The organism is Hyunsoonleella sp. J2K-J805 (assembly GCF_057167125.1).
Map to the genome: position 1 here is coordinate 1,955,497 of NZ_CM169901.1, position 26,096 is coordinate 1,981,592.

General features: G+C 33.4%; 31 protein-coding genes. 9 read left to right on the forward strand and 22 right to left on the reverse strand.

Annotation, left to right across the window (positions count from 1 at the left end; all coding sequences use genetic code 11):
* Window positions 1-15 precede the first annotated feature (15 nt).
* Together AC1B0Z_RS08640 and AC1B0Z_RS08645 are read left to right on the forward strand one after the other, a co-directional pair.
* Window positions 16-876, forward strand: a complete 861-nt coding sequence (locus tag AC1B0Z_RS08640) for a DMT family transporter (RefSeq protein ID WP_483791569.1) — start codon at window positions 16-18, stop codon at window positions 874-876.
* 98 nt (window positions 877-974) lie between these two features.
* Entirely contained in the window at window positions 975-2,075 is a 1,101-nt protein-coding gene (locus AC1B0Z_RS08645; protein ID WP_483791570.1) for a DUF4407 domain-containing protein, read from the forward strand.
* Between the two features lie 2 nt (window positions 2,076-2,077).
* Here the strand turns inward: AC1B0Z_RS08645 and AC1B0Z_RS08650 are convergent, their stop codons facing one another.
* Window positions 2,078-2,362 carry an STAS domain-containing protein gene (locus AC1B0Z_RS08650; RefSeq protein ID WP_483791571.1) on the reverse strand — a complete coding sequence of 95 codons (285 nt, stop codon included), beginning with the start codon at window positions 2,360-2,362 and terminating at the stop codon, window positions 2,078-2,080.
* A gap of 153 nt (window positions 2,363-2,515) precedes the next feature.
* Window positions 2,516-2,794, reverse strand: coding sequence for an STAS domain-containing protein (locus AC1B0Z_RS08655; RefSeq protein ID WP_483791572.1), 279 nt, complete (start codon window positions 2,792-2,794; stop codon window positions 2,516-2,518).
* A gap of 219 nt (window positions 2,795-3,013) precedes the next feature.
* Here AC1B0Z_RS08655 and AC1B0Z_RS08660 point away from each other — a divergent pair, with 219 nt between their 5' ends.
* A complete protein-coding gene (locus AC1B0Z_RS08660) occupies window positions 3,014-3,451 on the forward strand; it encodes a YybH family protein (RefSeq protein WP_483791573.1) in 438 nt (145 codons plus the stop codon).
* A 3-nt stretch (window positions 3,452-3,454) separates the two neighbouring features.
* Here AC1B0Z_RS08660 and AC1B0Z_RS08665 read toward each other — a convergent pair whose 3' ends face one another.
* Window positions 3,455-3,733 carry a DUF1272 domain-containing protein gene (locus AC1B0Z_RS08665; protein WP_483791574.1) on the reverse strand — a complete coding sequence of 93 codons (279 nt, stop codon included), beginning with the start codon at window positions 3,731-3,733 and terminating at the stop codon, window positions 3,455-3,457.
* 45 nt (window positions 3,734-3,778) lie between these two features.
* Here AC1B0Z_RS08665 and AC1B0Z_RS08670 point away from each other — a divergent pair, with 45 nt between their 5' ends.
* Window positions 3,779-3,919 (forward strand): hypothetical protein, encoded by a 141-nt coding sequence (locus AC1B0Z_RS08670; protein WP_483791575.1) that lies wholly within the window; start codon window positions 3,779-3,781, stop codon window positions 3,917-3,919.
* Here the strand turns inward: AC1B0Z_RS08670 and AC1B0Z_RS08675 are convergent.
* Window positions 3,916-4,284 carry an MmcQ/YjbR family DNA-binding protein gene (locus AC1B0Z_RS08675; RefSeq protein ID WP_483791576.1) on the reverse strand — a complete coding sequence of 123 codons (369 nt, stop codon included), beginning with the start codon at window positions 4,282-4,284 and terminating at the stop codon, window positions 3,916-3,918. The two genes, AC1B0Z_RS08670 and AC1B0Z_RS08675, sit on opposite strands and share 4 nt — an antisense overlap.
* 345 nt (window positions 4,285-4,629) lie before the next feature.
* On the opposite strand from AC1B0Z_RS08675, the gene AC1B0Z_RS08680 reads away from it, so the two are divergent.
* On the forward strand, window positions 4,630-5,637 hold the full coding sequence (locus AC1B0Z_RS08680; RefSeq protein ID WP_483791577.1) for an IS110 family transposase: 1,008 nt from the start codon (window positions 4,630-4,632) through the stop codon (window positions 5,635-5,637).
* A gap of 128 nt (window positions 5,638-5,765) precedes the next feature.
* Here AC1B0Z_RS08680 and AC1B0Z_RS08685 read toward each other — a convergent pair whose 3' ends face one another.
* The 7 genes from AC1B0Z_RS08685 to AC1B0Z_RS08715 form a co-directional block, all read right to left on the reverse strand.
* Window positions 5,766-6,164, reverse strand: coding sequence for a GNAT family N-acetyltransferase (locus AC1B0Z_RS08685; RefSeq protein WP_483791579.1), 399 nt, complete (start codon window positions 6,162-6,164; stop codon window positions 5,766-5,768).
* A complete protein-coding gene (locus AC1B0Z_RS08690; RefSeq protein WP_483791580.1) occupies window positions 6,164-6,772 on the reverse strand; it encodes a DUF4230 domain-containing protein in 609 nt (202 codons plus the stop codon). The genes AC1B0Z_RS08685 and AC1B0Z_RS08690 overlap by 1 nt, the downstream gene beginning before the upstream one ends.
* Entirely contained in the window at window positions 6,772-7,125 is a 354-nt protein-coding gene (locus tag AC1B0Z_RS08695; protein ID WP_483791581.1) for a DUF4260 domain-containing protein, read from the reverse strand. Before AC1B0Z_RS08695 ends, AC1B0Z_RS08690 begins: the two co-directional genes overlap by 1 nt.
* Window positions 7,122-7,874, reverse strand: a complete 753-nt coding sequence (locus AC1B0Z_RS08700; protein WP_483791582.1) for a cyclase family protein — start codon at window positions 7,872-7,874, stop codon at window positions 7,122-7,124. Before AC1B0Z_RS08700 ends, AC1B0Z_RS08695 begins: the two co-directional genes overlap by 4 nt.
* Window positions 7,871-9,079: a radical SAM family heme chaperone HemW gene (hemW, locus tag AC1B0Z_RS08705; protein WP_483795284.1), complete on the reverse strand. Its 1,209-nt coding sequence runs from the start codon at window positions 9,077-9,079 to the stop codon at window positions 7,871-7,873. Before hemW ends, AC1B0Z_RS08700 begins: the two co-directional genes overlap by 4 nt.
* A 253-nt stretch (window positions 9,080-9,332) precedes the next feature.
* A complete protein-coding gene (gene ruvC / locus AC1B0Z_RS08710; protein WP_483791583.1) occupies window positions 9,333-9,935 on the reverse strand; it encodes a crossover junction endodeoxyribonuclease RuvC in 603 nt (200 codons plus the stop codon).
* On the reverse strand, window positions 9,935-10,573 hold the full coding sequence (locus AC1B0Z_RS08715) for a cell envelope biogenesis protein OmpA (protein ID WP_483791584.1): 639 nt from the start codon (window positions 10,571-10,573) through the stop codon (window positions 9,935-9,937). The genes ruvC and AC1B0Z_RS08715 overlap by 1 nt, the downstream gene beginning before the upstream one ends.
* A gap of 34 nt (window positions 10,574-10,607) precedes the next feature.
* Here AC1B0Z_RS08715 and AC1B0Z_RS08720 point away from each other — a divergent pair, with 34 nt between their 5' ends.
* The 3 genes from AC1B0Z_RS08720 to AC1B0Z_RS08730 are packed head-to-tail and all read left to right on the forward strand — an operon-like array spanning window position 10,608 to window position 13,450.
* Entirely contained in the window at window positions 10,608-11,573 is a 966-nt protein-coding gene (locus tag AC1B0Z_RS08720; RefSeq protein WP_483795285.1) for a lysylphosphatidylglycerol synthase domain-containing protein, read from the forward strand.
* A 1-nt stretch (window position 11,574) separates the two neighbouring features.
* A complete protein-coding gene (locus AC1B0Z_RS08725) occupies window positions 11,575-12,699 on the forward strand; it encodes a glycosyltransferase family 2 protein (RefSeq protein WP_483791585.1) in 1,125 nt (374 codons plus the stop codon).
* A 16-nt stretch (window positions 12,700-12,715) separates the two neighbouring features.
* Window positions 12,716-13,450 carry a Bax inhibitor-1/YccA family protein gene (locus tag AC1B0Z_RS08730; RefSeq protein ID WP_483791586.1) on the forward strand — a complete coding sequence of 245 codons (735 nt, stop codon included), beginning with the start codon at window positions 12,716-12,718 and terminating at the stop codon, window positions 13,448-13,450.
* Between the two features lie 17 nt (window positions 13,451-13,467).
* On the opposite strand, the gene AC1B0Z_RS08735 is transcribed toward AC1B0Z_RS08730, so the two are convergent.
* The 4 genes from AC1B0Z_RS08735 to AC1B0Z_RS08750 all read right to left on the reverse strand — a co-directional run bounded on the left by AC1B0Z_RS08735 (window position 13,468) and on the right by AC1B0Z_RS08750 (window position 17,274).
* On the reverse strand, window positions 13,468-13,944 hold the full coding sequence (locus AC1B0Z_RS08735) for a hypothetical protein (protein WP_483791587.1): 477 nt from the start codon (window positions 13,942-13,944) through the stop codon (window positions 13,468-13,470).
* A gap of 69 nt (window positions 13,945-14,013) precedes the next feature.
* Window positions 14,014-15,156: a tetratricopeptide repeat protein gene (locus AC1B0Z_RS08740; protein WP_483791588.1), complete on the reverse strand. Its 1,143-nt coding sequence runs from the start codon at window positions 15,154-15,156 to the stop codon at window positions 14,014-14,016.
* 2 nt (window positions 15,157-15,158) lie between these two features.
* Entirely contained in the window at window positions 15,159-16,910 is a 1,752-nt protein-coding gene (locus AC1B0Z_RS08745) for a M56 family metallopeptidase (protein ID WP_483791589.1), read from the reverse strand.
* Window position 16,911: 1 nt separating this feature from the next.
* Window positions 16,912-17,274, reverse strand: a complete 363-nt coding sequence (locus tag AC1B0Z_RS08750) for a BlaI/MecI/CopY family transcriptional regulator (protein WP_483791590.1) — start codon at window positions 17,272-17,274, stop codon at window positions 16,912-16,914.
* 138 nt (window positions 17,275-17,412) lie between these two features.
* Between AC1B0Z_RS08750 and AC1B0Z_RS08755 the strand changes: the two genes are divergently transcribed.
* Window positions 17,413-17,916, forward strand: coding sequence for a DUF456 domain-containing protein (locus AC1B0Z_RS08755; protein ID WP_483791591.1), 504 nt, complete (start codon window positions 17,413-17,415; stop codon window positions 17,914-17,916).
* 264 nt (window positions 17,917-18,180) lie between these two features.
* Here the strand turns inward: AC1B0Z_RS08755 and AC1B0Z_RS08760 are convergent, their stop codons facing one another.
* From AC1B0Z_RS08760 to AC1B0Z_RS08790, 7 genes are all read right to left on the reverse strand, one after another.
* Window positions 18,181-18,861, reverse strand: a complete 681-nt coding sequence (locus AC1B0Z_RS08760) for a response regulator (protein WP_483791592.1) — start codon at window positions 18,859-18,861, stop codon at window positions 18,181-18,183.
* A gap of 3 nt (window positions 18,862-18,864) precedes the next feature.
* Window positions 18,865-20,706 (reverse strand): ATP-binding protein, encoded by a 1,842-nt coding sequence (locus tag AC1B0Z_RS08765; protein WP_483791593.1) that lies wholly within the window; start codon window positions 20,704-20,706, stop codon window positions 18,865-18,867.
* Between the two features lie 104 nt (window positions 20,707-20,810).
* A complete protein-coding gene (locus tag AC1B0Z_RS08770; protein ID WP_483791594.1) occupies window positions 20,811-20,963 on the reverse strand; it encodes a hypothetical protein in 153 nt (50 codons plus the stop codon).
* A 368-nt stretch (window positions 20,964-21,331) separates the two neighbouring features.
* Window positions 21,332-22,336 carry a LacI family DNA-binding transcriptional regulator gene (locus tag AC1B0Z_RS08775; protein ID WP_483791595.1) on the reverse strand — a complete coding sequence of 335 codons (1,005 nt, stop codon included), beginning with the start codon at window positions 22,334-22,336 and terminating at the stop codon, window positions 21,332-21,334.
* 77 nt (window positions 22,337-22,413) lie between these two features.
* The gene (locus AC1B0Z_RS08780) at window positions 22,414-23,439 is read right to left on the reverse strand and encodes a Gfo/Idh/MocA family protein (protein ID WP_483791596.1); all 1,026 of its coding nucleotides are present in this window, start codon (window positions 23,437-23,439) and stop codon (window positions 22,414-22,416) included.
* Entirely contained in the window at window positions 23,432-24,688 is a 1,257-nt protein-coding gene (locus AC1B0Z_RS08785) for an MFS transporter (protein ID WP_483791597.1), read from the reverse strand. The genes AC1B0Z_RS08780 and AC1B0Z_RS08785 overlap by 8 nt, the downstream gene beginning before the upstream one ends.
* Complete coding sequence (locus tag AC1B0Z_RS08790; RefSeq protein ID WP_483791598.1) at window positions 24,681-26,093, reverse strand: four-carbon acid sugar kinase family protein; 1,413 nt, start codon at window positions 26,091-26,093, stop codon at window positions 24,681-24,683. The genes AC1B0Z_RS08785 and AC1B0Z_RS08790 overlap by 8 nt, the downstream gene beginning before the upstream one ends.
* Window positions 26,094-26,096: the final 3 nt, after the last annotated feature.

The following is a 26,096-nucleotide window of genomic DNA, read 5'->3' on the forward strand; positions in this document are numbered from 1 at the left end:
TATAATTAATATTACATGAAAAACCAACATACCAACCACCTTTTACTACTAGGTTTAGCAACATTATTCATAAGCACCTCGGGTGTATTAGGAAAATATATAGATCTTCCAACACCTTTAATTATATGGTTTAGAAGTGCTTTAGCAACCATTTTCTTGTTTATATTCTGTAAATTCAAAAAGTTAAATATTAAACTCAAATCAAAAAAAGATTTACCTACCATTATCTTAGGCGGTGTGTTACTCGGTATACATTGGGTTACCTATTTTTTAGCTTTAAAATTAAGTAACGTAGCAGTTGGCATGCTTTCTATGTTTACGTTTCCAGTAATTACTGCTTTACTAGAGCCTTTTTTCACAAAAACAAAACTAAACCCAATACACGTAATTTTAGGGCTTATGGTGCTTTTAGGAATTTACATTCTAGCGCCAGAAATAAACTTTGAAAGCACGTATTTACAAGGCATACTTTTGGGCGTGTTTTCGGCATTTTGCTACGCGACAAGAAATCTTATTCTTAAACGTCACGTCACCACCTATGACGGCACAGTGCTAATGATGCAGCAATGTATAATTGTGAGTATTGTTCTAGTACCAGTGTTGTTTAATTTAGACGTAGACCAAACAAAAACACAATTACCATATTTATTAATTTTAGGTTTAATAACCACTGCACTTGGTCATTCCTTATTCATCAGCAGTTTAAAACACTTCTCTGTGAGTACCGCCAGCATCATAGGCAGTGCTCAACCCATTTTCGGAATAATAATGGCTTATTTTTTCTTAAATGAAATTCCAAGGCTAAACACTTTTATTGGTGGTGCCTTAATTCTCACTACGGTGGTTATCGAAAGTGTTAGATCTAGAAAAACTTAACTTTTATGATTTTTTTGTAACAAATCCCCAGCTTTAACGTTCTAATAGTCAATCATCAACCTGCCCTGAGCTTGTCGAAGGGTCGAAAAACAATCAGTATGTTAAAGCGTTTTTTTATCATCTGCTCTGGAGCGGATACCGCAATTTTAGAAAACTGTTCATCAGGCGAGCAAAATAAATACGTTGGCATTGGTGCCACAGTATTTTTTACAGCAGTCATGGCTTTTATAGCTGCTGGTTATGCCCTTTACACCGTATTTGACAATCTGTTTACAGCCATATTCTTTGGACTTATTTGGGGCTTGCTCATTTTTAATTTAGACCGTTATATCGTTTCAACTATTAAAAAAACAGGCCATGCAATAGACGAGTTAATACAAGCTTCTCCTAGAATTATTTTAGCAATCATTATAGCAGTTGTTATTTCAAAACCTTTAGAATTGAAGATTTTTGAAAAAGAAATTAATCAAGTTTTATTGGAAGAAAAAAACGCTATGACTTTGGCAAACAAAACCCAAATAGCCGAACAATTTACTCCTGAAATTGAGTCGCTTAATTCTGAAATCTCATCCCTAAATACACAAATTGCTTCTAAAGAAGCAGAAGTAAACAGCCTATACGATACATATATTTCTGAAGCTGAAGGCACCGCAGGAACCAAACTTTTGGGAAAAGGTTCCGTTTACAAGGAAAAAAGAGAAAAACACGACGCAGCATTGGCCGAATTACAAGCTCTAAAAGACGAAAATAAAGCTAAAATACTAGCAGCAGAAACTAAAATTGCAGAGTTGAAAGGAGATTATAACGCCAAAGTGGTGGATACACAACCCATAATTACAAATTTTGATGGCTTAATGGCACGTATTAACGCTTTGAATACATTGCCTTGGCTACCATCGTTCTTCATATTCTTATCATTTCTTGCTATTGAAACCGCACCAATTTTTGCTAAACTTATATCTCCAAAAGGTGTTTATGATTATAGATTGGAAGATGAAGAAGAGACCGTAAGACACCTAATTTTACAAAACAAGCACCAAAGGGCAGCGTTACTTGATACTGAAAACGCACTTAATGATAGTGTATATACAGATATTAAGAAAGATGAAGAGCTATATGCATATAAAAGCAAAAAGGCTCGCGAACTTTTACAATTGCAAGCCGATGCATTTTATAAAAAGCAAAAGTCTATTTTGTAAGATTAAGCTGCAAAAACCTCATTGGTTTTTAGGCTTTGATAAAGTGCTTCACAACCTCTACCGAGAATATGGAATTGGATATTCATTTCTAAAGATTTAGAGTACAATCCTGAAAATGCTTCCATTCCTGAATCGTCAACTTTATCTAAGCCGTCAACGCAGATGGATAAGGCACTAAATTTTTGTAAGGCTTCTTGGAATTCGCTCTTAAATACCTCAACATTTTCTTTGTTTAATTCCCCTCTTAATTTGAAGAAATTATTGCAAGAGATTATTTTTAAGTCCATAGTACAACATACTTTATACCGATAAATTTGGGTTTTAATCGATTAATTAGATTGTAAAGGTAACAAAATAATTCAAATTTCCTACACTTTTAGGCAAAAAACATATATTACCCCAAAATAAAATCTAAAAATTATAAAGAAAGAAATAAAAAATTAAGCTGCTTCAGACGATTTAAAATGGTCGTAAAGTTCCTTACAGCCCAATCCAACAATCGACAATTGTTTATTGTTTTTCAGAGAAAGGTAATGTAAGTCTGTTAGTGCGTTAACTCCAGAGCGGTCAACACTTTCAAGCCCTTCTACACTTATTGTAAGGCTATCAAATCTATCAAATGCATCTTGGAATTCTGATTGAAATGCATCAACATTGTTTTTGTTTAGAATTCCTTTTAGTTTGAAGAAGTTATTACAACTAGTAATTCTTAAGTCCATGGTAAATAAATTTTTAATTCAACAATAAATTTGGGCTATTAATCGTCTGATTAGGTTGTAAATATATATACTTAAATAAAAAAAAAGATTATTTTTCGATAAATAGATTTTTACTGAGGTTGAATGAATTACGAATGTCAATTTTATCGACGATCAACATTTTTGGCATGATTTTTTGATTACTTTTACCCAGAAACACTTTTTGAAAAACCTACGATTATGAGAAAATTAATTACAATTTTATGTTTTTTGACCTTTAGTTTTACCTACGGCCAAGTGCAGGTTAATAAGGATTCTGACATTAAGTCCATAAATAAAGTTTTGAAAAAAGCCAGAATAGCTTGGTCTAATAATGACATTGAAGGCTTTATGAATAGCTATTGGAAAAGTGATTCCCTTGCATTTTACGGTAATAAAGGCGTTACTTACGGATGGGAAAACACATTAGACCATTATTTAACCTATTACCCAACAGCGGCATATACTGGAAAATTAAGTTTTAAAATAAATGCCGTTAATAATATAGCTCCAGATTCCTACTACGTTCTAGGTGAATATCACTTAAAAAGGGAGGTTGGTAATGCTGATGGTATTTTTATGCTAGTATTTAAAAAGATAAACGGAGAATGGAAAATTATAGCTGATACTTCAGTGTAGAATTTATGTATTGTTTTTTATCCAGTTCACCAACTCCTGATGTTTGTGTAAATCCACAGGTTTAAAAACTATCTTATCAGATACTGGATATTTTTGCAAAAGATGTTTTGGGCGAATAGGGCGTTTTTCAAAATTCCCGCCACAATTAGGGCAAATGTTCTGCAAAATAGTTTCTGCACAATTTTTACAGAAGGTACACTCAAAAGTACAGATCATGGCTTCTTCTGAGTCAAAAGGAAGTGTTATGTTACAATTTTCGCAAGTCGGTCTAATTTCCAACATATCGTTTTATTTTTATACCCTTAATTTAGTTTTTACTTTTAAAAGATGAAGTATAGCCACAAAGTAATTTTAATGATTATACTGGCCTGCATTACCATTTACGGTTTAGTTACAGGCAGATTTCTATTTCTTGTACTTATGTTTCCGTTGGGAGTAGGCTTGTTTAAAAAGAAAAACGAAGACTAAAGCGCCTCCAGTTCTGCCCGCATTTTCTTGGTCATTCCTTTTACAACCATAGCATACGAATGGTCTATTAAATCTTTTATAAAATGGGGAGACAACTCGCCTTTATAAATGCTTAGGGTATTCCAATGTTTGTTGCTTACATAAGGCCCTGCATAAATACTATCATATTCTGCTCTAAGTTCTTCCGTGTAATCTGGATCGCACTTAAGTGTAATGGTGTCTTCGCCTTTATCCCATAAACTTAATGGTGCGAGCGCAAACATTTTTGTTAACACCTTGAACACCAAAGTACTTTCATCAAACGGAAAACTTTCTGAAGTTCCTTTTTTACTAAGGCAGTATGTTCTTAGTTGTTCTATATTCATTTTTATTTTTTTGGGCGTTCCCTACGCTCACACCTACAAGGTTTTAAGGAAACCTTGCAGGATCGCTCCGGTCGGGCTTTCACTACTCAATCCCTCCTGCGTCGGGGATTTCAAACATGCCGTTCAATCCCTAACCTTTAGTTTGTATTCAGAGTAAAAGTTACCTTTATTCAAAAGAAAACAGAGGTGAACTATATCCCTAACTAAGATAGACTTAGCACGCGTATCAGTCCTCTGTTTTCGGTTTGAATATCCGTTGAATTGCTTCAAATAGAATAGTAGATAAAAGCTCTAATAAAGGTTCTAAAGAAGTTCAACATTTTTAATTTACTTAAGGTTAAAATTATGAAAAATTATTTGTTTCACGTAGGTATTGACATTTCAAAATTAAAACTAGATGTTGTTATGGTTAATAAGAATGACATCAGCCAAAAAGATCATTTTGTTGTTGCTAATAATGCCAAAGGTTTAAAGGTTATGCGCCTTAGGTTAAAACAGGGCGGTGTTGATTTTGAGAACACCTTATTCTGTTTTGAAAATACAGGGGTTTATACCTTTCCATTAAGCTGCTTTTGTTTTGATAACAATTTTGATTATTGGATTGTTCCAGCAGTAGAGATTAAGCGATCCAAGGGTATATCGCGAGGTAAGAGTGATAAGTCTGACGCAGGTGATATTGCATTTTATAGTATTAGGAATATAGACAAGCTTAAACTTTCAAGTATTCCAGAGAAAGAAATACAGCAGTTAAAATTGCTTTTTACAGAACGCGAGAAACTCAAAAAATCACTTTTACTATTTGGAATGACTAAAGAAAATAAAGATTTTATCTCGCCCGATGTCTACAACACCATAGCATCCCAAAATAAGAAAACCGTAAAATTCCTCCAAATGAGTTTAAAGTCTATTGAAGCCAAAATGCGAGATATTATAAAACAAACCCCTAAATTAAACCGGCAATTCGAACTCATAAAAAGTGTTAAGGGCGTTGGTGAGAAAACAGCGATTTATTTTATAATAGCAACAAAAGGCTTTGAGGTATTTGCTTCGGCGAGGAAACTAGCTTGTTATGCAGGTGTTGCCCCTTTTGGGTACAGTTCGGGCTCAAGTATAAGAGGCAAGACAAAGGTGCATCACATGGCGGATAAAACAATGAAATCGCTGCTTCAAATGTGCGCGCTCTCTGCGGTTAAACATGATGCACAGCTACGGGCATATTATCTAAGAAAACAAGAGGAGGGTAAAAATAAAATGTTGATTTTAAATAATGTAAGATGTAAAATTATTAGTCGAATTTTTGCAGTGATAAATAGAGATTCGCCCTTCGTGGATACCTATAAATTTGCAACATAAATTATCTAGATTTTATTTGGTTTTTATCATAGAATATGCTCTTATCCGCAAACACCTTTACTTTCCCAATATCAGAATATTCTGCAATGGCCTTACTGCACCATTTTTCACTTAAAACTTAAGTGTTATTACAATAAACGTTCCATCACCTTTTCAGGGTGCTTCAATTCCGTATATCCAAACTGTGTATACAATCCATGCGCATCGGCAGTTTTTAGCATCCATACTTTACAATTGCTCAACGCCTCGTCTGTATTAATGGCATTCATTAAAAGTTTAGAATACCCATTACCCCTATATTCCGGTAGCACAAAAACGTCCATAATATATGCAAAAACTGTATAATCCGTAGCAACTCTAGCAAACCCTATTTGTTTTTCTTCTAGGTAAAGTCCAAAACACAAACAATGTTCAACCGTCTTCTCTACCTCATCATAGGTACGTCCTTTGGCCCAATAGGTTTCCGTTAAAAAACTATGAATTACGTCAAGTTGAAGCCTATTTTTATCCTTCGATATTTCTACCATTATTCTAACTGCTTTACATCCTGGTTTTCTATTTTCAACGCTGAATAATCCAATGTCCAACCGATGGTTTCTACAATGGTTTCAATCAACAAAATAGTTTCTAAAGCTTCCTGCTGTGCGATTTGAATCAAACCACTTTCAGGAATTTTTGCTCTAATATGCACCTTAGCTTCGTTGTGCAAATCGGTTAAATCGCTTGCTTCAAACTTGTTAAAATATCCATCAGTTTTATCGTAGTAGTTTAAATTGGTTTCAATAGATAACACTTCGGGCTGCGGAAAGTGCTCTAAAATAATTTTCTTTTTATCGGTATCAGAGGTTAATTTAATTTTAGATAGGTCATAACCCACATATGCTTTTGCATTAATTACCACCAACGCTTTTTTCTTGCTCGTAATGAGTTTTAAAAACTTTTGTTTTACATCTTCGTAATGGTAAATCTCTGCAAAATCGCCTTCAACAGTAATAAACTTGCATACTTTTTTAATCTTGTTTAAAAGAATGGTAGACTGTGCGTTAACCAGTTGCTTTTTCTTAAAAGACTTAACAACAGTAACCACACCAAGTGTTACCAAAACCGCTAAAATTATAGTTATAAATACTTCCATTATTTTCTACCTATTTCTCCCAAATGCGTGTTTTCGAACCTATTATAAAATTTGAGTCCATACCCAAAAACCCTGTCTAATGAAGCGTGCGAAAATAATATTACACCAACTAATTTCATATAATCAACTTCAAAATAAACACCAATAAAATACACCAAAATAGCCAATCCCTTATGGTGGAATATATTATAAGTTATAGCGCCTATTTTATGATTAACCAAATACCCCAACATACCCATATCTGGAGTTAATATTAGAAGCAAAAACCACCACCAACCATAACTTAATTGACTAAATAGAAACACACCCAAAAGACACATAAATAGCTCTTCTATTTTTAATGATAGTTTCATGGCTCAAACACTTTATATAAAATTGGTTTACTTGGAGATGCATCGTTTTCAAAAGGTGCTATTTGTAGATTTAAAAAATACTCGCCATCTTCAACATGATTTGGCACATAAATCAACTCTGTTATTGTAGCTTCTAATCTCAATTTTCCTTTGGTATTCCAAAAAGCATTATGCCCCAATAATTCGCAACCGTCCTTTTCCCTGTCTATACTTGGCGTATCAATAAAAATATGCTTTATTCCCTTTTTCACCAAAAGCTCCACAGCATCTTTAAGCAAATAAGGCCAGTTGGTATTAGAGTATTGGCGTGTTAATTTCTCCTTAGTGTTGGGTATAGTCCTTAACACCACAGCATCTCTTTTTTTATTTTCTAAGGCAAACTGCAGTTGTTTTTTAGAGATTACTTTATCTTTTAAGTAATTCTCTGGCGCAACGGTAATTACTTCTGCTAAAAAGAAAAACTGCTTTAAGTGTTGGTTTACAGAATGCACCTTATTTGTAATATGCCCTACGCATTCTGTATGTGTCCCATGCGCGTGTGGATTGAATTCTATAGTATTAAAATTTATACAAGCGCCATCTTTTACAGTAGCAACCCAATCGCCGTCTTTTACAGGTTCAATTTTTGGAGCATCAACATACCATGCATTTACATTGGATTTTGACGCACTTATAGGTATTGAAATATCCAAAGGTTTTGATAAATCAATCTGTAATTTCCTTGAATTGTATTGTATTGTTGCTATCAAGATAAATTAATTTTAAAAAGGTTAGAAGCTATACCATCACTTAAAAACTTACCTTTTTTTGTGGCTAAAAGTTTATCATCATCAATATACAATAAATGTTCATTTATAAAAACTTCAGATTGCTCAAGTAAATACTTTTTGTAAGCACCTCCAAAGTCGTTATCAACCTTGTTTAATGACACGCCCCAAATAGTTCTTAAACCCGTCATAATATACTCATTAAACTTATCAGTTGTTGAGAGTTCTTCCAATTCTGATGGCAATATGTTTTGTTGAATATTCTTAATATACTTTGTGTTATTAGACACATTCCAGCTCCGTTGGTCACCATTAAAAGAATGTGCAGAAGGGCCTATACCCAAATATGGTTTCCCTTGCCAATATGCCGAATTATTTTTACTAAAATATTCAGGTTTACCAAAATTAGATAACTCATAATTTAAAAAGCCTTCATTTTCTAACGTATCAACTAAAATGTGAAATTGCTCTTGAGCTAAATCATCATCAACATTTTTTATAATTCCCTTTTTTATAAAAGAAGCTAAAGCCGTTTTTGGCTCTACCGTTAATGCGTAACACGAAATATGTGGCACATTAAAAGACAAGGCAGTTTCAATATTTTCTATCCATTCTTCATTTGATAAATCTGGAATGCCGTAAATCAAATCGATTGAAATATTATCAAAGTAACGCATAGCTTCAGATAAACACACCTTTGCTTCGTCTGCATTGTGCGCACGATTCATCAGTTCTAAATCACGCTCAAAAAAAGATTGAATGCCAATACTTAAGCGGTTGATACCAATATGCAAATAATCTTCAAAAATAGTTCTCGACTGCGCTCGAACAGACATTAAATCGTCTGGATTTGCCTCCAAGGTGATTTCTGGATGTTCAACAACTTTATAATTTTTATAAACTGCAGAAATTAAAAATTGTAAATCCTCAATCGTCAATAAAGAAGGGGTTCCTCCTCCAAAGTAAATCGTTTCTATGACTTCATTTTGAAGTTCGTGGTGTCTTAATTCTAATTCCTTAGCCAAACATTGAAGGAGTTCATCTTTCTTTTTAAGCGACGTAGAAAAATGAAAATCACAATAATAGCATGCTTGTTTGCAAAAGGGTATGTGGATGTAAAGAGAGGCCCCTCCAAGCCTCCCCGAAGGGGAGGAACTTTTACTCTTGTGGTTTAATTTTTTATTAATCAATTTTTCTTTTGAAATTAGGATTGAATTTTCTTTTGACCATTAAACGTCTTCTAAAAGCTAAATAAAACGAATATCCATAAAAGCCAAAGATTACCACAATCAAAAACCAAATATATTTATCAGATTTCTTTTTAAATTTTTTTTGATACAATTCTAAAGTAAAAAGAAGCAAAAAAATAATCCTTAAATAAATTATCATACAAAGAATTCAAAAAAATTGGATAATTACCTTCACAAGAGCAAAAAACAACTACTTTTTTTTGCGACGTAGATTTACAATAGGTGTATTTTTGGCTCCCCCTTTGGGGGCTGGGGGGCTATTCTGTTTCACAAAACTTGCCCAACCAGAATAACTCTTACCAACCTCAATCCTACCTGAATTATAAAAATGACAAACTGCTGCCGCCAACCCATCAGTAGCATCTAAATTTTTTGGCAATGTTTTTAAGCCTAATAAACTTTGTAGCATTTTCGCTACCTGTTCTTTACTGGCGTTACCATTACCTGTTATTGCCATTTTTATTTTTTTGGGTAAATATTCCGTGATTGGTATTTGCCTGCTTAAACCAGCAGCCATGGCTACACCTTGCGCACGACCAAGCTTAAGCATACTCTGTACATTTTTACCATAAAACGGTGCTTCAATAGCAATTTCATCTGGGTGGTGCGTGTCTATGAGTTCAATAGTACGTTCAAAAATGAGTTTCAGTTTTAAATAATGATCATCATATTTCTTTAAATCTAGCTCATTCAACTGTAAAAAGGTCATCGTTTTTCCAACCACCTTTATCAACCCAAAACCCATAATGGTTGTTCCTGGATCTATCCCTAAAATAATGCGTTCTTTCTTCATTAATCTCCACAAAAATAGCAACCACTTAGCGAAATAGATGCGCCGAAGGTTACCGTTAACAAATTACCATTAAATGATCCAAAACCTGATGAAATTGGCTCAAAATCATTTCCCATTCCTAAAATGTAAGCCGTATCTAAATACAAGGTTAAACTATTGGAAATACCATAATGAAACTCCACACCTCCCATAACATTTAAAAATAACACATCATTATTTGTGTAGTCCCCCAAAGGCTTTACCATTGAAAATCCTGGGCCAGCATGTAAAAAAGCCCCCATTCTTTGAGAAAACGAAACAACTCTAGATGCATCATAAACTGCCTGTAGATTTACACGAGAATAGTTTAATTTAAATTCTGGTGAATTCGTCTCATTCGAAATTCGACTAAAACCATAATCTAATTTGCCCCCCAAATGTCTTGTAAACATATACTGCAACCCCAAATGTACTGTTGGAAAATTAACAGACTTTCCTTTGAAATTTTGAACAAATCCGTCATTGGATGGACTATTAACCCCTGACGCTATTTGAGCTTTAAATCTGCTGTTATCTCCCTGTCCAGAAACCGAAAAACAACTGAAATAAAACCAAACTACCAGAAGGCTCCATTTAAGTATGTTGATTTTTGGACTCATTACTACATTAATGATTATTTTGCAATCTCAAACTATGGGTTACAGGCTTCCATACAAAACTAAACAATTCTTTTTTGTACTTATTAAATTAAGTATAGTAGTTGGGGCAAGTTATTTTATTTATCAAAAATTGGCAAAAAATCCTGATTTAGATTTTTACCATTTTATTCAATTTACATCAAAAAACGGCGTTTTTTCATTAAAAAATATCATTTTTATACTGTTTTTATCCATTTTTAATTGGTTTTTAGAAATTTTGAAATGGCAAAATTTGATAAGTCCAATCAACAAAATAAGCTTCAAAAATGCAATGGAGCAAAGTTTGGGTTCACTTACCGCGTCATTATTTACACCAAACAGAATAGGAGAATATGGTGCTAAAGCCATTTACTATCTACCCCATCTGCGTAAAAAAGTGATGCTCACAAATCTTTTGAGCAATATGTTACAAATGGGTGTAACCGTAACAATGGGCATTATTGGTTTTAGTTATCTTTCTAACACTTACAGAGTAGAGTTAGATTACTATAGCATTGGTCGATTTTTAATTATAATCTTATCCGTTGTATTACTTACCGTTTTTGGAGTTACCCAAAAGCGTTTTAAAATAAAAGGATTTTCAATAGAACGCATAAAAGCATTCTTTTCTAGTTTTCCCAAACAAAATTTCTTCATCGGCTTTCTTTTATCTTTTATGCGCTATCTCGTTTTTTCGTTCCAATTCTATCTCATTTTATCATTATTTAATGTTGATATTTCATATTTAGAGGCAATGTCTGTCATCACAAGTATGTATTTTATAGCTTCAATACTACCATCAATTTTTATTTTTGATGTGGTTATTAAAGGCAGTATTGCCGTTTACCTTTTTGGTGTTTTAGGAGTAAACGAACTCATTATTTTAAGTACTATCACTATCATGTGGCTATTGAATTTTGCAATACCAAGTATTTTTGGAAGCTACTACGTGTTGAATTTTAAATTAACCCAAAACGATTAGTATGATAATCCTTTGTATAACCATCACAGTTTTATACTTAGCATTGATAGTAAGTTTCACTATTGGTTTTGATAAAGTAAAAACCTTTGTATTATCTGATATACAAGCAAAAACAAGGTTTTCTGTTGTGATTCCGTTTAGAAATGAAGCTGATAACTTACCAAAATTATTACATTCCTTAGAACACCTTAATTATCCAAGGCGTTTGTTTGAGGTTATTTTAATTGATGATGGATCCGAAGATAATTCAGTTGCCGTAATCAAAAGTCTGCTTAAAAATTCAAGTTTGAATCTTAAAATAATTCAGAATGATCGCATTACAAATGCTCCAAAAAAAGATGCCATTACAAATGCAATAAAACAAGCAAAACATGAATGGATTGTTACAACAGACGCCGATTGCATTTTACCAAAATTTTGGTTGGACAGTTTTGATGGGTTTATTCAAAATCACAATACGGTTTGCATAACAGCTCCTGTTATATATTATGATGAACATTCATTTTTAAATCGGTTTCAAAGTCTCGATTTCATGAGTTTACAAGGTGCCACGGTTGGAGGTTTTGGTATAAGCCAACCTTTTCTTTGCAATGGTGCAAATTTCGCATACACCAAAGCAATTTTTCAAGAGCTAAATGGATTTGAAGGTAACACCAATATTTCAAGTGGTGATGATATTTTTCTTCTTGAAAAAATTATTATTAAGTATCCCAAATTGGTACATTATTTAAAATGCGAAAAGGCTATTGTCTCCACAAAACCCCAACCGTCATGTGCAGCACTCATTGAACAACGCATACGGTGGGCAGCAAAAACGGGAAACTATCATAGTTGGTTTGGAAAACTCACTGGACTATCAGTTTTTCTCATGAATCTTATGATTTTGATTTTACCCACACTTTCATTTTTCGGTTTTTTTAATATTAAAATTTGGGTTTATATCTTGGTTATTAAGCTTAATATTGACTTTCTTTTACTATATAAAACCTCTGCTTTTTTTAATCAAAGACAAGCATTTAGAAGTTTTTTAGTCAGTTTTTTTATATATCCTTTTTTTAGTGTTTATGTTGCTATACTGTCATTATTCAAAGGCTATAAGTGGAAAGAACGCAGTTTTAAAAGATAATTTGTTAGATTTAGCCATGAAATTACTTGATAGGACTACCAACCCCGCTTTTACCAGTTACTTTTTTAATAATGACAATCCGTCTCCTAGAAAGATGACCGTTACTGGCATTTTCATAAAATCATTGCTGTCCATTCTTATCATGATAATTATTTGTATCGGCATTTGGAAGTTGCACAGTGAGGGCGCCACAATAAAATGGTATTCCATGGGAGGCATGTTGGCTGCCATTATAATTAGTATTGTGATTTCCGTGCGACAGCATTGGGCACATATTTTGGTACCGCTCTATGCTATTGCCAAAGGGTTTTTTCTTGGAGCTACTACGGCATATGCCCATGCACATTTCCCAAACTTACCTTATCAGGCAATAGGTGTCACGATGGTGACTTTTTTTGTGATGCTTTTACTATATCGAACGCGAATTATTGTAGTAACCAAAAAATTGAGAAGCGTTATTATTACTGTGGCAACAAGCATTTTTGTGATATACATCATTTCATGGATACTTAGTTTCTTTGGCATTAAAGTTTTTATTTGGGGCACTTCCTGGCCTGCTATCATTTTTAATATTGTTGCGGCTATTTTTGCTTCTTTATCCTTGCTTTTGGACTTTGATTATATTGAGCGGCACAAGAACAAATCTCCAAAATATAAGGAATGGTTAGCTACGTGGGGGCTACTGGTAACGCTTGTTTGGTTGTATGTTGAAATTCTCCGATTAATGCGAAAATTGGCCATTCGGTTTTAATCATTAATAAGCTTTTCTTATTCAACCTTAACAATTAAAGGCATTTCAAATTCTGTAGTAACGGGCTGACTGCGTTTGATCGCTGCATTTATCTTAGGTAGCGCGTCTAAACTTTTCAATATAAGGTTTTGTAATTCTGGAATTTCACTTCTTGTAAGGGAATCCATTTTAGTATCCAACAACGATACATCTCCTTCTTTTGAAACCCTTAACTTTAATATTAACGTGTCATTAATATCTTGTGTAACAATAATTATTTCATTTTGAAGAAACTCACTAATCTCAGCATACAAGGTACTCTCAAAACAAGCTTTTTGTTCTTCTTTTAGTTGCAGACTATCGCATTGCGCAAAACTTGGATAGCTATCCACATGCTCCCAGTCAAAAGCTTGTAATTCTTCTTTTAAAATAGCTTCTGATGATGTTTTTTTTACGTTGAAATAGTCGCAAGAACTCACCATCAAAACTAAGAGAATGACACAAAATTGCTTCATAGGTTTCTTCTGAAACCGAAAAGTACAATTTTTTAAAATTATAGATGAAATTTATTTTAAGATAAACTGTTAGTCTGTTTTATTTTCTTGTGTTTTAAACTGTTCTTCTTTTAATCTATTAATATACATATCTACCATTTCAGTTATCCTACTGTCGGGAAACTTTTTCTTTACATCCTCAAAAGCTTTTATTTTAGCATCATAATCTTTATAGTATTCTGCCAAAACCAGCGCTAATCTAAAATGTAAAAATTCCTTATTTGGAGCTTCCCGTATGGCTTTTTTAAGTGATGCAATGGCTTCAGGATATTTTTTTTGATAATTTAATGCTGTGGCTAGTTTAGCATATTCTGCATCTAATGGTCTATCTAAAAACAATAATGCTTTATTTATAAATTCCTCCGCTTTGGTATACTCTTTTAACTCTAAATAATAGGTGCCAATTACATACATAGCTGCAGCATCAGTTGGGTTATATTGCAACGCCTTTAATCTATACTTTAAAGCCTCCTTGTACTTGTAGTGGTAGCCATAACATAAACTCAATTTCTCATAAATAAATTCGGATTCTTCTTTTAGCTCCAAAAGTTTTTTAAACCATATAGCTGCTTTTCTGTAATCCTGTTTCCAATAGTAGTTTTGAGCTTTTAAGCTAATAAGTTCCACGTTCTTAGGGTAGGTTTCCAAACCTTTATTTACTAGTTTTTCTACAACACCGTGCCTGCGCTTTTGCAGATTAAATTTAGCAAGTTTATAGATTGCCTTTTGGTGGGTACTGTCTAAACTGAACGTTTTACTATAACTTTGAATAGCTAAAGTGTCTTTACGTTGCTCTTGTGCCAACCCTAGTTCATAATGATAATTGGGGTTGTCTTCATGTATTGAAATAAGCTCTTTGTATAGTACTGAAGCGGTTTCAAAATTTTTAGTTTTTAAGAGTAATTTGGCGAAATCATACTTCAGCAAAGCATCATCAGGATTAGCTTTAATAGCAACTTGAAAATTCTTAAGCGCTTCATCATAATTACCTATAGCTTTGTATGCCTTAGCTATTCTATCGTAAACTTCTGATTGGTTTTTATGTAATTTATAATGTGCAATGGCTTTAAAATAGTTGCCATTTTGATATAAACTATCAGCAATAGTTAAAACCGAAGTTTGCGCTTCGGTTTTAAAAACAAGTATTAAAAATAGTATTAGAATACTTCTCATATTTAGTCTGCCACTTGAAAAATTATGGGTAACGAATATGGCACATTTACCTTTTTACCTTTTTGCATGCCAGGAATCATTTTTGGCAATGATTTTATGACGCGTTTTGCTTCTTCTTCAAGTGCAGGGTGTGGTGCCCTTGCTCGAACATCAGTTATATCACCTTCGGTATTTATCTTAAAAATCACATTTATACGTTGTCTACCTTTCAGATTCAAATCTGAAGCAAGTTTTGTATTGAAATTGTGATTTACAAATTTTGCTATGTTTTGAGACGTACATTTTTTACGTTCTTCATTAGTATCAGTTTCACATTCAGGAAAAGTTGGTACTTGATCTATAACTGCAAACGGAACATCAGCTGCTTGTGCTAACTCATCCTTTATCTTATCAGAAGATCCTGTTATTTTTTCTGGTTCTATCATAACAATAACATTATTGCTTGATACAATAAATGATGTAAAAAAATCGTCATTATGTAGCAACTCCATTTTTTTATTATAGCTCTTTTGTTCTTCAGGTGTCATATTACTTAGATCTTCTACCACCAATTTCAAAATACCATCATAAGTATTGTTTTCCCATCGCTCTTTTGCTTCGTCTGTTTTTTTCCATTCTAAATATTCCGAGTATGTTTTTGGCTTATATTTTGAATTTTCTCGACTACTTTCTTTCACAAACTCACGCACCATATCTTCAAATAAAATAGTTTGGCGATAGTGTTCTTCTCTAGTTAATATATAACTCCTTGAATTAGTATCATATTTTTTATAAACTTCAAATTTTTTCATTCCAGAGTTCATCATTTCGTCAAATTCATCCTGTAATTTTTGTTTTAATGCTTCATCTGAAAGTTCTATATCATCAGTAACTTGTTCTATTTCATTATTACATGATGAATACATGAGCATCACTAAAACCATAGGAATTAGTAATGCATACTTTATTAAATGAATTTGTTTAGATTTTGTTTTTTGCAACATAGCGATTCGTTTTTTGATTAATGACTTTTTGAAAAAGGGATTGATGAATGATACATTCTTGGTTTCAAATACTTGTGATAATAAGTTTTGATAATACTGCTTTTTCCCCTGAAACTTCAAAGCTTCAGCATCAGCGATAAATTCGTGTAATGCGTGAATTCTTGTTTGATACATATAAACCAATGGATTAAACCAAAAGGCAATTTTTAGCATCTCAAAAAACAATAAATCAAAACTGTGTTTCTCTCTTACATGGACTTTTTCGTGCTTTAGGATAGCTTCTTTTTCTGATGATTTAATATGCTCTCCTAAAAAAATATAGTTGAAAAAAGAGAAGGCAGCTGCACTTTTTAAAAGTTGTACTATTACTACATTATTGTCTCTAAATCGAGGGTTTTTATGGATTAACCTGTACAAACTAATGACCTTATAAATAAAAACCAACGCTATAACAAACATACCAGCGTAAAAGGCCATTTCCCAAAATGGAAAGCTTTGGGTTTGAGTCACCACAGGTTCTATATTGTTTGCAGAAATTTTAGGGGCTGAAACGTCACCAATAAATACTTCGGGTAAACGAATGATATAATCCTGAGGTACTACTTTACTAAACTCATTAATTTTAATTAACGGAATTATAAGTGATAAAACTGGGGTTATTAGAAGGTATAGCCTATTCCAGTTAAAAAATGTCTCCCGTTTTAGAAATATATCGTACACCAACAGGAATACTAGTTGAAATGCGATGGTTTGTATGATATAGTACAGCATGTTAATTGTTCTTTTTATTAATTTCCTTTAGTACAGATTCTAAATCTTCTATATCCATATCATTTTTCTTTACGAAAAACGATACCATACTTTTAAAAGACCCTTGAAAGTAATTATCTACCAACTTGTTTATAGACTGATTGCTATAATCTTGTTTTGCTACCAATGGAAAATACACATGGCATTTTCCTTGTTTTTCATAATCTACAAAGCCTTTGTTTTCTAGAATTCTTACAATGGTAGACACTGTATTGTATGCTGGTTTTGGTTCGGGCAACTCCGCAATTATGGCTTTCACATTGGCCTTTTTAAGCTGCCATAAAATTTGCATAATATCTTCCTCTGCTTTGGTAAGTTGTTTCATTTGTTTTGAAGTATATTTATTCAACTAAAACTTTAGTTCAACAAATATAACTAAAAAATTAGTTTAAACTAATTTTTTAGTTCAAAAATGTAACAATGTGTATTTAATTGCGTCTAAATGTTAGAAACAAATACACTTATGGATATAATTTTAATAATTATTGCGGCTCTTTTTATGCTGCTTGGTATACTTGGTAGCTTTTTGCCGGTGTTGCCCGGACCTATTACAAGTTGGGTAGGTCTTCTCATTATACATTTCACCGAAGCCATACCGATAAATACCGCGTTTTTGGTGGTTACATTTATAATTGCTGCTGTTATATGGATACTGGATTACATTATTCCTGCTATTGGCACAAAACGCTTTGGCGGTTCTAAATACGGTATGATTGGTACAACTATAGGTTTGATTGTTGGATTGTTGTCGCCTATTCCTGGAGGTATCATCATCGGTCCGTTTGTTGGAGCCTTAATTGGCGAGTTAATCAATAAGAATGATTCTAAAACTGCGGTAAAAGCAGCTTTTGGGTCTTTTATTGGATTCTTAACCTCTACATTTTTAAAGTTTATTGTGGCCGTAATATTCTTTGGACTTTATATTGGAAAACTGATTGAATTTGGCGAAGCACTTTTCAATGTGTAACCAAAAAAGAAGAAGCCCTGTGGGTCTCTCACCTCCACAGGGCCTTGTAAATTGCTATTATCAACAAAAAAAATCGAGGGATTAATTAATCTGCTATGTTGACTTGTCAAAGTTAGGTATAAGTTTTCTCTTCAAGGTGTGGAAAAACCGCAACAACATTACGGTGAACTTATAGAAGTCAATCATAACAAGGGGTTAAAGCCCAAAAAAAGTAAGGTATTTTTAATAATCTACCTCTTAAACAGGAAATGGAGTGTGTTTTTATTAGATAAATCCCTTTGCCCGAGCTGCATTTAATAACGATTCGTCCTGTCCATCTTCAATCTCAAAAAGCTCTTTTAGTTGCTTTTTTCTTTTCTCTACTGCACTTAGGGAGATGTCTAAATGAGACGCTAAATTTTTGGTTTTTACACCTTGAGAGAGTAGATATAAAATTTTTCTGTTCTTATCATCAATTACGATATCGCTAGTGATTGATTTTCTTATAAAACTATTTACCGTACCACTATAAAAAGGAGGGTTTCTAAGTACAGCCTGAAATGCACTGGCGAGTTCACTGGACGTTAAGTCGCTTTTAATCAAAAATCCTTCAGGGTCTATATTTTTTATGATATTATGAATTCTAAACGATTCATTAAACATAGTAAGGATTATAATCTTCGCATCCGGTAAAACTTTACGTGCATATTCCGCTAAATCTTCTCCTGAGTTCATTCGCCCATCAGAAGAAGGCGGTAAGCTTATATCAACAAAAAGTAAATCGTAGGGCGTATTGCTATCAACAGCCTTTTTCATATAGGTTACAGCCTCATCACAGTTATTAGCTATATCAATATCCAGCTCTTGGTGCTCCTTTTTAGTAAATTGTAGTGTGTTTTGATACCCTTCAATAATAATAGGGTGATCATCAATCATTAATATTTTTACTTTCTCAGTACTACTCATAAGTTATAGGTATTTGGTTGGGACCTTTATACTTACCGTTGTTCCTTTATCTTTTTCCGATTCGATGGCTATTGAACCATCAACTTCTTTTATTCTCGCGTTCATGTTTTTGAGACCGATACCTGCTTTTGATTTTGAAACATCAAAGCCAGACCCGTTATCTTCCACTGTTAAGCAAATTACATTATTTTCTAGTTTTATGCTAATAATAATGTAAGTAGCACTAGCATGTTTATGGATATTGTGAAGCGCTTCTTGTAATATTCTGTAAATGTGTATTTTATATTTGTTTGAAACTCCATCCCAATTGATATCATCGTCATAATTCAAATCGTAATTTAGTTTATAGGCAGAAGTTTGCGTTTCTACCATAGTTTTTAAAATATCGATAAACCCAGAACCGGAAACAAAATCGGTATTCAGTTCGTGCGATACTTTTCTAATGTCTTGCTCAATGGTTTTCAGTTCGCTTATGTATTGTCCCCGTGTTTTAATGGCTTCATCACTACTGTTCATGTTCAAACTGTCCAAACTTAATCGAGTGCCAAATAGTCTGCCCAAAACGCCATCATGCAGTTCTTGCGAAATACGTTGCTTTTCTGAAGCTCTAGCTTCCTCAATTTTTTCATGTTCTCCTAGCATCAGGTTATATATTTCTTCGTTGGCTTCCTGTTGCTGTTTGGCAAATTTCAATTCCTTGTTTTTTGCCCGCTGAGATATTATAATATAGATGAGCACCCCAGCCACAAGCAAAATAATTGATATAATAACCAGCCACATACGCTCTCTGGCTATCCTGATATTTTCTTGCTCTATTTGTTGGGTCTCAAAACGAATTCTTGCAGATTTATTTCTGATTTTTCGTTCAGCCTTTTGCAAGCTATCACTTAGTTTAACGTAAGCCTTTAAATGTTCTGCTGCTTTTTCACCATCTTCAATTTTTGAAAGTAATAGAAGTGATTTCAATAAGTCGTCATTTGCATAATTCTCAGACATCCCCTTTGCCTTATAAGCGTAGTATTTTGCGGAATCGATGTTATTTTTATCGTTATAAAATTCCGCGAGATGTTGATTTATTATGATGGAATTGTATGTATCATTTATGCTATCACAAATTTTTAAAGTCTTTAAATACAACCCTGGCAATTGTTCATGATTGCCTGACTTAAATAAGGTATTAGCATAATTACCAAGTGCCAAAACATGGACATCAGGAAACTCTTTAATAAGAGTTTTATCAGCCAGCATTTTTTCATAAACAGGTATGGCCAGGTCATAAAGTCCTGCATTTTTATAAGCAAAAGCTAGATTGTTTTCAGACAAAGCAATACTTCTTCTAAAATCACCTTTAAGAACCTTTTTTATATCTAAGGCAATTTGATGGTATTTTACTGACTCATCGAATTGACCTAGTTCATTGAAAACTATGCCTAAGCTATTATAAATATACGCTTTATACTTTCTTATTTCATTAGTTTGCGGGATTTCATCGAGGATACTAATAGCTTCAAACAAGGTAACTTCACTCCCCGTGTAATCTTTATCATTTGTTTGTAAAACGGCTATGCCAAATAATGTTTGGGCCAATTCAAATCTTAAGTCATTTTGCCTAAATATTTTTTCAGCCCTGTGGTAGTAGAAATAAGCGCTATCATTATGCGTTAAAGCCTTTCTATATAGACCACCAATCACGTAATACTCCCTTGAAATAGCTAAAGAGTCAGAAGATTTAGTATTTGATAATATGATGTGAACAGAATCAATCTGTCGTTTTATAATATCATTCTGCGCATGAAAACTACGTGCAAAAATTAAAAATAATGCGAAAAATAATTTGACTTTCAAAATACGGTTACAACCTATGTTCCCATCAAATGTATTTATATTTATTAAATAAAAAAAAACCTCATTGTATTAATACAATGAGGTTTTTAAAAAATTTATTTATTCTATCCGTCATGACCTTGTCCACCAGTTGGAGGCATCTTCAATTCAGTGTCTGTGTCTTCTAACAAATCATCTTCATTTAAATCTTGTCTTACACAAGAGGTTAATGATCCAAATAATACGGCTAAAATCAATGTAATTTTTAAGGCTTTCATAAATATTCAATTTTAATTAAAACTTTTCCTTTGTGTTAATTTTCTAACATCAAAACCTTTAACACAGAAGTTTTGACGAAGGGATAAATGGAATAATTAATTAAAATCGAATGCATATAAGCATACGAAGCTATTTTTTCTGAGGGGATTTGAGACCGAGGGGGTCAAAAAAAGGATTAATTAAGCTTTATTTATGAGCGGAGGGATTATGTGCTCTAAAGCACTGCTAAATTACACGCAATAGGGACTGGCAATACAATATAATCGATGAAATGCTATTTTTATCGACAAAACGCAATCGTTGAACTGCATTCCTCAAAATAACGGATTATCCAACTTTGAAAATTATAAAATGTTAATTTCCAATTCTATAAGGTAGATTTACTTTTCACCAAAGTCGTTTTCACTATTTTGGTTGAGTAATCATCGGGTGATGCTGAACCACTATTCAACCGTTCAATTAACAATTGTGCAGCTTTTGCTCCTATTTTTTTTGCATGTTGCCTAATAATAGTCAGTTTCGGCACAGAATGATTTGATACAGACTTGCTGGAAAATCCAACCACAGAAATATCCTTAGGTACTTTCTTTTTAAAATTCCTTGCCATATTAACAGCAATAACTCCGGAGGCACTATCTGCCGCAACCACTCCATCTATTTCTTTATACTTTTTATAAAGACGTTTTATGTTTTGTTGTGCATCATCTCCTTTTTCAATTCGAAGTACATTGGTTTGCAAGCCTTCTTCTAGCATTGCCTTATTATACCCACGTTCTCGAAGCTTACCTACACTTATATTGTCTATCTTGCTAATAAAAACAATGTGCTTTCGCTTTTCTGCTACTAAACTTTTGGTGGCATTGTAAGTAGCCTCAAAATCATCTACAATTACCTTGTCGCATTTTACATCATGTGCTACCCTATCAAACATCACTATGGGTAATCCTTGACTAATCGTTTCTTTAAAATGGTTTATCTCATTCTTAGTTTGTGTTTCTTCAGCTATACTTAATATAAAGCCATCCACACTACCATTAGCAAGTAGTTGTAAGCTCTCTTTTTCTTTTTGAAGCGATTCATTTGATATACATGTAATAATATTAAAGCCATGTGAATTTGCCTCTCTTTCAATGCCAAATAGCACTTTAGCTAAAAAATAATTAAGAATATCTGGGATGATGACACCTATGGTCTTTGTTTTGTTTTGCTTTAGGCTTAGCGCAACTTTATTAGGCTTGTAGTTGTATAATTTGGCAAGCTCTTTAACACGCCTTCTCGTTTCTTCACCAATTTCTTCACTATCATTAAGTGCTTTGGAGACGGTTGAAATGGATACATTTAACTCCCTAGCCAGCTGTTTTAAAGTTACCATATTTTCAAATTGATTAAAACGAGAATGCAATTTACAAAAATAGAACCCTAAAAAACTAAGTTTTGGCTAATTGAAGCCTAAATAATAGTTATTGGCAGATTGGTTTCGGCCGATTTATAAACCGCTTCTTGTACTTTTAATGTTTTTAAATAATTAGTACCGCTAGTTTCAAGAGGTATATCGGCTATAAAATTATCTATAAAATTCCTTTGAAAAATGAAGCAACAATCGCCTGCAAAACCAATATTATTATGAGTATATGAATGCTCTGTTTCAGGTTTCCCTAAAGGCTGAATGGTAATTTTACCATCTGTATATAAGCGAATAGTGCCTTTTGAGCCTTCAACTAAATACTCCCCAAATGTATAGCGAGGGTTTGCAAAATTGTTCTCGTTGTATCTATTGGCATCCCAAAGGGCTGTGGTATCAGATTCAAAATTCAATAGCATTAATCCTGCATCCTCACCTTTTATTACAGGGTTTAATCGCTTTAAAATCGCAAATACATTTTTCACCTCTCCAGCGTGGTATCTAAATGTGTCAATAAAATGCACACCTGTTTCGTAAATAAGTAGTTTTTTGTAATCCCTGAAATAAGGCTGTCTTGATAAGTAAGCATCTTCGCCCCAACCATCGCCCATTCGAGACCTGAAATTTAAATTGAATAATTCGCCCACCTCATCATTATCTATCAACTTCTTTATTTCTCTATGCCAAGGTTGAAATCTAAAATTTTCATGAACTACAAACCGAATGTTTTTTTTGGAAACGTACTCTACAATTTTTTGAGATTCTGCTAAAGTTGGTGCTAGAGGTTTTTGGCAAATAATATGTATACCATTATCAGCAGCGAACTTGCACATCTCAAAATGCGTTTCAGGCGGTGTAATGATATCTACAAAATCTGGCTTTTCCTTTAAAAGCATCTCTTTGTAATCGGTATAATGGTTTTTAACGCCATAACTGTCCATTATGCCTTTGGCCCTTTCCATATTTGAATTACATAAAGCGGTAATTTCCACCTCTGGGATTCGGGTCCAAGCTTCGTATTGAAATTTACTAAAATATCCTGCGCCTATGGCGACTCCTTTTAATTTAGGCATTGTTTAATTTTTGATTCGGATTCATAAAATACCAACAGAAAATAGACACAAAACCAAGTGCTGCTGCTATGTAAAAATAAGTTTGGTCTGTTCCTGTCCAGCCTCGCAAATACGGAAATGCTAATGAGGTTACAAAGGCACCAATATTTCCTGCCATATTCATCATGCCCGATACTTTTCCTGAGTTTTCTTCTCCTATATCCATACAGAAAGACCACGATGGACTCAAGGTCATATCTGCACCAAAAATGGCCACAGACAAACACAATACAGCTCCCAACGGTGTATCCATAAACATGCTGGACAGTACCCCAATAACCACTAGAATAAAACCTATAGTTGCTGGTAATTGTCTAGATAATTTCCAATTGCCCCTTTTGTAAATGGCATCTACCATAAAACCAGATGTCCAATTACCTAATGCCCCTGCTAAAAGAGGTAACATAGCGTATAAACCGGTGGTAACGAGATTTAAATCGTACTTTACTTTTATATAAGGAAATAACCAAGTAAGCGTGAAATAAAAAATAAAATTACTTCCTATATATTGCATCATAGTAAGTATCACATTTTTAGAGCCTATGATTTTACCCAAAGGTAAATTCCCTCCTTTTTTCTCAACCTCTTGCTGCCTATTTTTTACAATGAATTCTTTTTCTGTGTCGTTTAACCCGGGATGGTCTTCTGGCTTGTTTCTAAAAAACACATAAAATAATATTGCAAATAAAACACCTATAGCGCCAAAAAAGTAAAATATATTACGCCATCCCCAATCCTCAATTAAATAAGCTACCAAAGGAAGCGCAAAAGCAGCACCTAACCTGGAACCTGAGAAATTAATACCTTGAAATGCACCACGTTCCTTTGTGGGCACCCATGAAAATGCAGCTCTCGATATGTTAGGAAATGCACCAGCTTCTCCAGCACCAAAAATAAATCGGAAAAACAAAATGGAAACATAGTTCCATGCAACTCCTGTTAAAGATGTAAAGGCAGACCATAGTACCATTATCCAAGTCATTACTTTTCTAACACCATATTTATCACCCAAAGCGCCACCAGGCACTTGAAATAATGCATAGCCCAATGCAAATGCACCTAATACCCAACCCATTTCCTTATCGGTTAAAATCAAATCTTTTGCAATGGCATCTTTTGCTGAAGAGATACACACACGATCTATATAAAGCAAAAGCGTAATTAAAAAAGACCCTAAGAAAAATCGATAACGTTTGGAATTGTTAATCATGGTGTTTTAGTTTAGTTATTATGGTTTGAAGTGCATTTACGTCGCCTACATTCCCTGGAAAAACAATATATGGTAATTTTGAAAATTTAGTTTCTAAACCCATCTCCCATGTTGGGATCCCTGTTTGAATCTGCCCCAATACTTTAGATCGTTTCATACCCAAACCTTTTGTAGCCAGATCATGTGAGGTAATGCCGCCTTTAGCCATCAAATATTTTGGTCTTGCTTTTATGCCTTGAACAATATCTACAAGCGCACTAGAAATTTTGCTTGCAATATTTACTGTCTCATTTCCGTTTGCTCCCGTAATAAGTTTTCGGCTTGTATACACAATAACATCGTCTCCTTTTGAAATGGTAGCATCAATACTTAAAACTAAGTCAGCTATATATTGATTAGATGTTTCAGAAAGTACTCTAGAGACATCTACCTCAACAATTTGTTCGGCATCAAATAATGATAGTGCATTTGACAATTGCTCTGAAGATTTCTTAACATAAGATCCTACGATAATTAGTCCTCCATTCTTGTTATTTTCATTTAGAAAATCTTTTGGTGACAATAACCCTTTTGGTTTTAGACCTATATATGAAGGCACAAACGAACTTGATGTTCTATAAATAATTTGCTTGCCTTTTACTTCAGCTAGTAAAAGCGCAAACGTTACTTTATCTAAATCATTATAATTTAAACTGTCAAAAACGCAATATGAATTGGCAGGTATTTCTAAAATATTATCGGCTAACACCAGCACATCCCATTGCCTTATGTCTTCAATTGTAAATGAAAATACTTCAGATGTTTTTATAGCACCTTCAGATTTCTCTTGGATATATTCCTTTAAATTTCCTTTTGAATATTTAAATGAATGGTCTTGGGCAAAAGGTGTTTTATTTACTGGGGTAAGCAAATCTCCATCTTTTATATAATGCGTACTATTTACAGTAACCCGATTTCCTTCAAACATAACAGGAATAAAAACAGTGATGGCATTATCAAGATTCAAATGCTGTTGAAGCGTTTTAGGTTCTAGGGGGAAATGCCCGCGCAACGTAGAGTCACTTCTGCTTAAAACCGTAAACTGTTTTTGAGTTAAATCTGAAGCTTTCAACAAATTAAGGGCTATTTCTTTATAAATTTCTGAAGTGGCTTCTGGAGTTAAACTTCTAGAATTAGTTAGAATATAAAATACTGGTGTGCCTTCAACAAACTCCTTAACAAAAACATCAGTACTCCAAGTGCTTAAAAGCGGAATATCATATACTGTTTGATTTCCTGTAGGATCGTCATCGACAACTACAAGAATTTTATCCAGTTCAGAAAAAAGGGTTCTGTTTTTAGTGCGATAATCACTATCGTCTATATCAGGAAATCCTTTAGTTATATGTTTTAAACTTACAATCACTAA